At 36.8% G+C, this 7,241-nt stretch carries 6 protein-coding genes; all 6 read left to right on the top strand.

Annotated features, from left to right (window positions below):
* The first annotated feature begins 88 nt into the window (after window positions 1-88).
* The 6 genes from GQR46_RS13710 to GQR46_RS13685 all read left to right on the top strand — a co-directional run bounded on the left by GQR46_RS13710 (window position 89) and on the right by GQR46_RS13685 (window position 7,184).
* Entirely contained in the window at window positions 89-1,624 is a 1,536-nt protein-coding gene (locus tag GQR46_RS13710) for a GGDEF domain-containing protein (protein WP_165741235.1), read from the top strand.
* Window positions 1,625-1,689: 65 nt separating this feature from the next.
* A complete protein-coding gene (gene ppnN / locus GQR46_RS13705; RefSeq protein ID WP_007580678.1) occupies window positions 1,690-3,033 on the top strand; it encodes a nucleotide 5'-monophosphate nucleosidase PpnN in 1,344 nt (447 codons plus the stop codon).
* A 10-nt stretch (window positions 3,034-3,043) separates the two neighbouring features.
* Window positions 3,044-3,817: a flap endonuclease Xni gene (xni, locus tag GQR46_RS13700; RefSeq protein WP_165741234.1), complete on the top strand. Its 774-nt coding sequence runs from the start codon at window positions 3,044-3,046 to the stop codon at window positions 3,815-3,817.
* 69 nt (window positions 3,818-3,886) lie between these two features.
* Window positions 3,887-4,270, top strand: a complete 384-nt coding sequence (locus GQR46_RS13695; protein WP_024591078.1) for a DUF3192 domain-containing protein — start codon at window positions 3,887-3,889, stop codon at window positions 4,268-4,270.
* 11 nt (window positions 4,271-4,281) lie between these two features.
* Window positions 4,282-5,970: a hypothetical protein gene (locus tag GQR46_RS13690; protein ID WP_165741233.1), complete on the top strand. Its 1,689-nt coding sequence runs from the start codon at window positions 4,282-4,284 to the stop codon at window positions 5,968-5,970.
* A gap of 206 nt (window positions 5,971-6,176) precedes the next feature.
* Window positions 6,177-7,184 carry an isocitrate dehydrogenase gene (locus GQR46_RS13685; protein WP_007580684.1) on the top strand — a complete coding sequence of 336 codons (1,008 nt, stop codon included), beginning with the start codon at window positions 6,177-6,179 and terminating at the stop codon, window positions 7,182-7,184.
* Window positions 7,185-7,241: the final 57 nt, after the last annotated feature.

The following is a 7,241-nucleotide window of genomic DNA, read 5'->3' as shown; positions in this document are numbered from 1 at the left end:
TTCTAAGTTTTTTACTAGATAACTACACATAATAAAAATTTGTTGTAAACTGAAGATAATAAAATTAATTTGATGGCGGTACGCTTAGGTGTCTGAAAGATCTAATCCAACAGATAAAAAACTCAAACAAGCAATTGATGCTCGTATGGCTATTGAGAGTGCACGCAAACATCAAGTGGATATTTTGTGCGACTTTGCAGCTAAACTTTCGCTAAGCTGTAAAGGGCTTGATATTGAGTTAGATAATCGCCTTGCTAAATTTAGAAGTGCACTCAATAAAGGTATGAGCTTTGAAGACCTCTCTCCCCTTGTTAGTGAAACTTTGATATTACTTAAAAATCAAGAATCGATTCAGCAAGCTCAGCAACGTGATTTATTCAACAGTGTACAAAATGCAGGTAAACAGTTACAAAAAACTAAAGGTTTACCTGACGATACTCGCAGAGCCCTGAGAAATTTACTCGATCAAGAGATTAATAACGTTCAATCAACCCATGGTTATATTCCGCTACTTGATCAACTTATTCTTTTTTATCATGAAGCATTGCTAACTAAGCAAGACCCTCAAGCCGATAATCAGCGCCCTGTAAAACAAGCTCGTGCAAAAAAACTACTTGAGCTGGCTAACGAACTTATACTTGAAGAAGAAGCTACACTACAAATTAATAGTATAAAAAATAATATTACAGAAAGTGACACAATCGATGCATTACTCGATGTTGCGATTAACATAATTGAAGTCGTAGTAAAAAACATTAGCAAAGAGCGTAAATCTGCACAAAGCTTTTTAGTTTCATTAAATCAAACCCTCGAAGATCTACATAATTCTATTGTCTCTACTAGTAGACACTCAAAATCGATGAGTATTGAGTTTGATTCGTTGAATAAAAGCATTGAACTAAAAATAAAAAACCTCAACGAACAAACACAAAAAGCAACGTCAATCTCATCTTTAAAAGAACTTGTAGATAACGAATTAAAATCACTAAGCGAAGATTTTCTAGCAAAAGAAAAGTTAGAACGAAAAGATAGAGAAATGCTTAGCACTAGCTTTAGTGAAATAAACAAACGAATTGTTACTTTAGAAGATAAGTTAACAACGTATAAAAAACGTTTAAACGAACAGCGCTTTAAAAGTTTACTTGATGGGCTTACAAAACTGCCTAACCGAGCTGCATTTGATGAACGTTACAATCACGAAATGCATTTGTTTAATGTGCAGCCATCAGATGTTACGCTTGCGGTTATTGATGTTGACCACTTTAAATCTATCAATGATAGATTTGGCCATACCGCAGGTGACATTACCTTACAGGTTATATCAAAAGCGTTGCAAAAATCGGTAAGAAAGTCCGATTTTATAGCGCGTTACGGCGGTGAAGAATTTGTATTGTTAATGCCAGGTGTGTCGCTTGAAAACGCAACATTACCTCTGGATAAAGTAAGAAAGGTAATTAAAAATATACCTTTTAAATTTAGAGAAAAACAAATTGAGATCACTATTTCGGTAGGTGCAACTCAGTTTAAAAAAGGCGATACTCTGTTAAAGGCATTTGATCGAGCAGATGATGCTCTTTACGAGGCCAAAAATTCAGGACGAGATAGACTTTGTACCAGTAAATAATGTCATAGCCATTATAAATTTTATGACAAGTAGTTTTTTACGATTTAGCAGTAAGGAGAACGTCTATGTTAATACAGTTAAACCCAACTGGGGTTTTAGATTTACTGTCGCAATTAGAAGTTGATTTATTAGAGCAATCTTCTGCTAGTGAGCGTTATAAGTTATTTAGAAACTGCGTACTAGCAGTGCTTAATGTAGGTAGCCATACCGACGAAAGTAGCGATATATACGACAAATACAAAGATTTTGATATTCGTTTAGTAAGCCGCGAACGAGGCATTAAAATTGAGCTTGAAAACCCACCCGAAACCGCATTTGTTGATGGCGAAATAATTACCGGAATTCACGAGCATATATTTTCTGTTATTCGCGATATTTTGTTTATTTGTCAAAAATACGAAAAAGATTTAAAAGAGCAAAAAGCCATTACTCATATGGTATTCGATATGCTCAGAAATGCCGGTGCTTTGCGTGTTAATAGCGAGCCAAGTATGGTTGTTTGCTGGGGCGGACACTCAATAAACGAAGTTGAATATAAATACACAAAACAAGTGGGTTACGAGCTTGGCTTACGTGGATTAAATATTTGTACTGGTTGTGGCCCTGGTGCCATGAAAGGCCCAATGAAAGGTGCCACTATTGGCCATGCAAAACAGCGCAATACCAATAACCGTTACTTAGGCCTAACAGAGCCAAGCATTATTGCTGCAGAGCCACCAAACCCTATTGTTAACGAATTAGTTATTTTACCTGACATTGAAAAGCGCCTTGAAGCTTTTATAAGAACAGCTCACGCTATTATCATTTTTCCTGGTGGCGCAGGTACTGCTGAAGAATTGCTATATTTATTAGGCATATTACTTCATCCAGATAACACCAAACAATGTTTGCCTGTGATTTTAACTGGCCCTAAAGAAAGTGAAGCGTACTTTAAAGAGCTGTGTGAATTTGTTGAAATGACGCTTGGTAAAGAAGCATTAGATAAGTTTGAAGTTATTATTGATAATCCTGAGTTAGTTGGACAAAAGCTAAGATCGGCTATGGCCAATGTTCGTGATTACCGTAAAAGTGAAGGCGATGCCTACTACTTTAACTGGACGTTAAAAATCGATAACGATTTTCAACAACCTTTTGCCCCAACACACGAAAATATGGCAAGTCTTGATTTACATCTTGATCAACCAAAGCAGTTATTAGCAGCTAATTTACGCAGAGCTTTTTCAGGTATTGTAGCTGGAAATGTAAAAGACGAAGGCGTTAAAGCCATTAAGCAAAACGGTCCATACATTTTAAGTGGCGAGCCTGCCCTTATGGAAAATATGGATACGTTATTACAAGCATTTGTTGATCAAGGCCGTATGAAACTCCCTGGCAGCAAATACATTCCGTGTTACAAAATAAAAGCATGAGTTTTATAGTTTGAAACCCCATTTACTTCTTATTGATGCGCTTAATTTAATTAGGCGCATTTACGCCGTTGACGCTAATCAAAAACATCACAGCGATGAACAAATGATACAAACGTGCTGTGCACGTGTAGCGCATGCGTGTAAAAAGCTTTTAGATACAAGTAATGCAACCCATGCGATTGCGGTATTTGATGGTGAAAAAAGCTGGCGTTATCATTTTTATAAAGACTACAAACACTCCCGTGCCCCAATGCCTCAAGTGCTAAAAGATGCCTTAGAGCACTTTAAAACCGCAATAGAAGAAACCGGTATTGTTGTATTTGAGCCTATTAACGATGAAGCCGATGACATTATTGCAACGCTTGCATTTAAGGCATCAAATAATCAAATAGCTAATACTGTTGTCTCTACTGATAAAGGCTTTTTACCCTACTTAGGCCCCTACATTACAGTTTATGATTACTTTAAAAAACTCTATTTAGATGAGACAAGTATAAAAGAGCGTTTTGGTGTTGAGCAAAATAAGCTCGTTGATTTTTGGGCATTAGCGGGCGATAAAACAAATGATATTCCGGGAGTAAAAGGAATAGGCACTAAGTCTGCGCAGCAAATAGTTAATAACTATAATTCAATTGAGCATGCGGCCGAAGATGAGTCTCTAAGCCCGAGTATTAAAGCAAAGTTAGCCGCTAATATGGATATGTACGTAATCTCAAAGCACTTGGTTAGTTTACGCACCGATATAAATTTAGGCTTTAGTTTAAAGCAGTTAAGACTTAATTAGTCGCAAGTTAATAGCCTCTAAACATTACAAAACGTATACTATTATTAGTTACCGGAGTCAGAGTAAACCATATTGAAAAAATTTATCCGATATTTAATCTTAGGTTTAGGGCTATATGCACTGATAGCAGCGTTGGTGATCACCTTTTATAAAGACGATCCTCAGGCTATGATCTGGCAAGACCGAGAAGCTTTTAATAAACGTTATATCGAAAAACTATCACTTGAGCAGCCAACAACACTAAATACTGTGCTTGATTATTTAGGCAGCCCCGACCTTACTTATGCCAAACGAGATGGTGAACAGGTATTTCAGATAGTTTTTTACCGTACACAGCATAAAACATCTGACGGTATAACCACTATGGATGAATGTACTGGGTTATTATTTAAAAATGGGCAGCTATTTTTATGGGGTCCTAGTGCATATAATAAATATCAAGAACAAAATTAGGTGAAGGTTTAATGGATGAAGCTGTTTCAACTACTTTAGAGCAGCTGCTTAATAATACGCAGCTGTTTTTAAGCTATTATAACAATAAACAAAAATGGACAGCCTTATACCCCATGGCAAGTAAGCTAGCTGAGCAATATAGAGTGCTCTATAGTGAACAGCCATTCGCATTACAAGCTCGTTTAACACTTTATAATCCTAATTATTCTTATGCCACCAACTTAGTTGTTAGTCAAAGTGTAATAACCGCTGCACTTTGTAAATCTCAACACTATAACAATGCCCTAAGCGAGCTATACATAGCGGCTTCACTCATTGAGCATTTATGTGTTGGAGCGCAATTAAACAAGCTCTGTGAGCAAACACCTTTTCAAGATTCTGATAAAAAAATATGGAAGATGCGCCATCAATTAGCTGCAAAAGTAATGTTATCCAGTGGCGATTCTGCCAAACCCGTTACGCAATTATTAGCTAAGTTAAGTAAATATAAACAAGCATTGGTAAGTGCTCCTAAAATAATGCTTTACGATGGGGGCATAACACTAATTGCTTTAGCAAATATTATTAGTATGAACATTACTAGTAATACGGCTAATAAACACATGAGTTTATTTAAAGCACTTACTGACTTGTATATTCGCACACCAAATTTGTTTGCACTGCAGCTAATCAAATCACTTATAGCCCATTTAGGGCCACTATTACCGGGAAGCCGCGTTTTTTATGCCGAGCAAACCATGATTTATTTAGCGACTGATGCGCAGCAAAAACATATTTTAATTAGTAACGCTAATCCAAATAAATTGGCTTGGTTTAGCGTTAAAGCAACCCTTAACGACAACCCAAAACAATGGCATTGCGCTGATAAAACCATTAGCTTCAAAGTGTTTAACAGTGAACATGTTAAGTCAAAAAGTGTGGTTGGCGTTGATAAAGCACAGTCTTTACTTGAACTAATAAGTAATATTAAGTCACAGCACGAATATAGCTATAAAGGGCTAAGCCAGCTAATGGCGGCTCACCCTCAGGTAGTTGCTAATTTATGTGAGGCAGTAAAACCTTATAATAAGGAGCATCAGGCCGCTAAAGACTTAAAGCATAGTTTATCGATGGTCGGTTATTATAATGCACCTGCGATAATTCAAAGAGTTGTTTTTGAGCAATTAGTTAATGTTACCCCACACCCTCTGCAAGCCTACGTTACTAACAGATTAAATGGTTTAGTGAAAATAATGGCCTTATTAGTCAGTAAAAATAAACACGACCAGTTTGAACACATTACATTACCTTTATATGCTTATGCTCATTTTTTATTAACGCAATGCAGTACACAGCTTTCTCGTAAAACGCTGATTGACGACACACCAAATAAAACATTGAGTGCCCCTATTTGCTCATTTTTTGGAGTAGATTCAATTAATAACGAGCAACTAACGCAACAGCTTACTCATTTATTAAGTGACAACCCATGGACAACGGCACTTTTAGAAGCAGAGCAAACACCTAAAAAACACTTAACTGATTCTCATAAACTCTGGATCACACTTAAAATTGTTGCCCAGAGTGTTTTTAAACCAGAACTCGCGCTAACAGCGTGGCAACTGCAAACATTAAACGAACAACTGAAAATACTAAATTGGCAAAACCCAACTGATTTTAATCAAAAATTAGAATCTCTCGCGTTATTTAATAGTATTTAATTTATGGAAACCTATTTAACGTCTTTATACCCATTATAACTTTGGTGTATACCCAGTATTTCTTGTATAAACTAGCAAAATGGGTGATAAGTTGATATAAATGCGCCCTTAAATTTTCAAGCACGTTCACATAAATGATCTAACAAGCGATTACCCTCTCAGGGTAATAATTTATGTGCAAATCAAACTCTTTAAAGGAAAAGTCAATGGCCAAACAAACCATCACAGTGATCAAAGGCGACGGCATCGGTCCGAGCATTATCGACTCAGCACTTGAAATATTAAAAGCCGCAGGTTGCGACTTTGATTATGAATTTGTTGATGCTGGCCTAGCTGCACTTGAAAAAACAGGTGAGTTACTTCCACAAGACACGGTTGATACAATAGCTAGAAACAAAATCACTCTTAAAGGCCCATTAACAACGCCTGTAGGTGAAGGTTTTACGTCTATTAACGTAACACTTCGTAAGCAATTTGGTTTATACGCTAACGTACGCCCTGTTAAATCATTTGTTGGCACTAAAGCGCGTTACGACGATATTGATATCATTACTATTCGTGAAAATACGCAAGGTATGTACTCAGGTGCAGGCCAAATAGTAAGTGAAGACGGTAATGAAGCAGAAGCAAAATCGATAATTACGCGTGAAGGCGCAGAAAAAATCGTAACTTTTGCATATGAGCTAGCGGTACGTGAAGGTCGTAAAAAAGTAACTGCTGTTCATAAAGCTAACATTTTAAAATCAACATCTGGTTTGTTTTTAAAAGTAGCACGTGAAGTAGCTGAGCGTTACCCACAAATTGAATCAAATGAAATGATTGTTGATGCAACGTGTATGAAACTGGTAATGACACCTGAAGAGTTTGACGTAATTGTTACGACTAACTTATTTGGTGATATTTTATCTGACCTTTGTGCTGGTTTAGTTGGCGGTTTAGGTATGGCTCCAGGTGCTAACATTGGTGAAGACGCTGCAATTTTTGAAGCTGTACACGGTAGTGCACCAGATATTGCTGGCAAAAACCTAGCTAACCCAACATCTGTAATTTTAGCGTCTATCCAAATGCTTGAGCATTTAGATATGGGCGATACAGCAGAGCGTATTCGTAGTGCTGTTGCTGATGTAATTAAATCAGGCGACCGTACAACTCGCGATTTAGGCGGCAGCCACGGTACAACTGATTTCACTCAATCAGTAATTGACCGTTTATAATTAATATTTGTTATTAATTTAAATAGCCCGCTAATTTAGCGGGCTTTTTTTTATTTG

The sequence above is a fragment of the Pseudoalteromonas sp. Z1A6 genome (assembly GCF_011378745.1).
Taxonomy (GTDB): Bacteria; Pseudomonadota; Gammaproteobacteria; order Enterobacterales; family Alteromonadaceae; genus Pseudoalteromonas; species Pseudoalteromonas arctica.
This window is presented reverse-complemented; position numbering and strand designations above follow the sequence as displayed.

Coding starts and splice junctions, on each gene's coding strand:
- ppnN (WP_007580678.1), top strand. CDS start 1,690: ATGTTAATACAGTTAAACCCAACTGGGGTTTTAGATTTACTGTCGCAA.
- GQR46_RS13690 (WP_165741233.1), top strand. CDS start 4,282: ATGGATGAAGCTGTTTCAACTACTTTAGAGCAGCTGCTTAATAATACG.
- GQR46_RS13685 (WP_007580684.1), top strand. CDS start 6,177: ATGGCCAAACAAACCATCACAGTGATCAAAGGCGACGGCATCGGTCCG.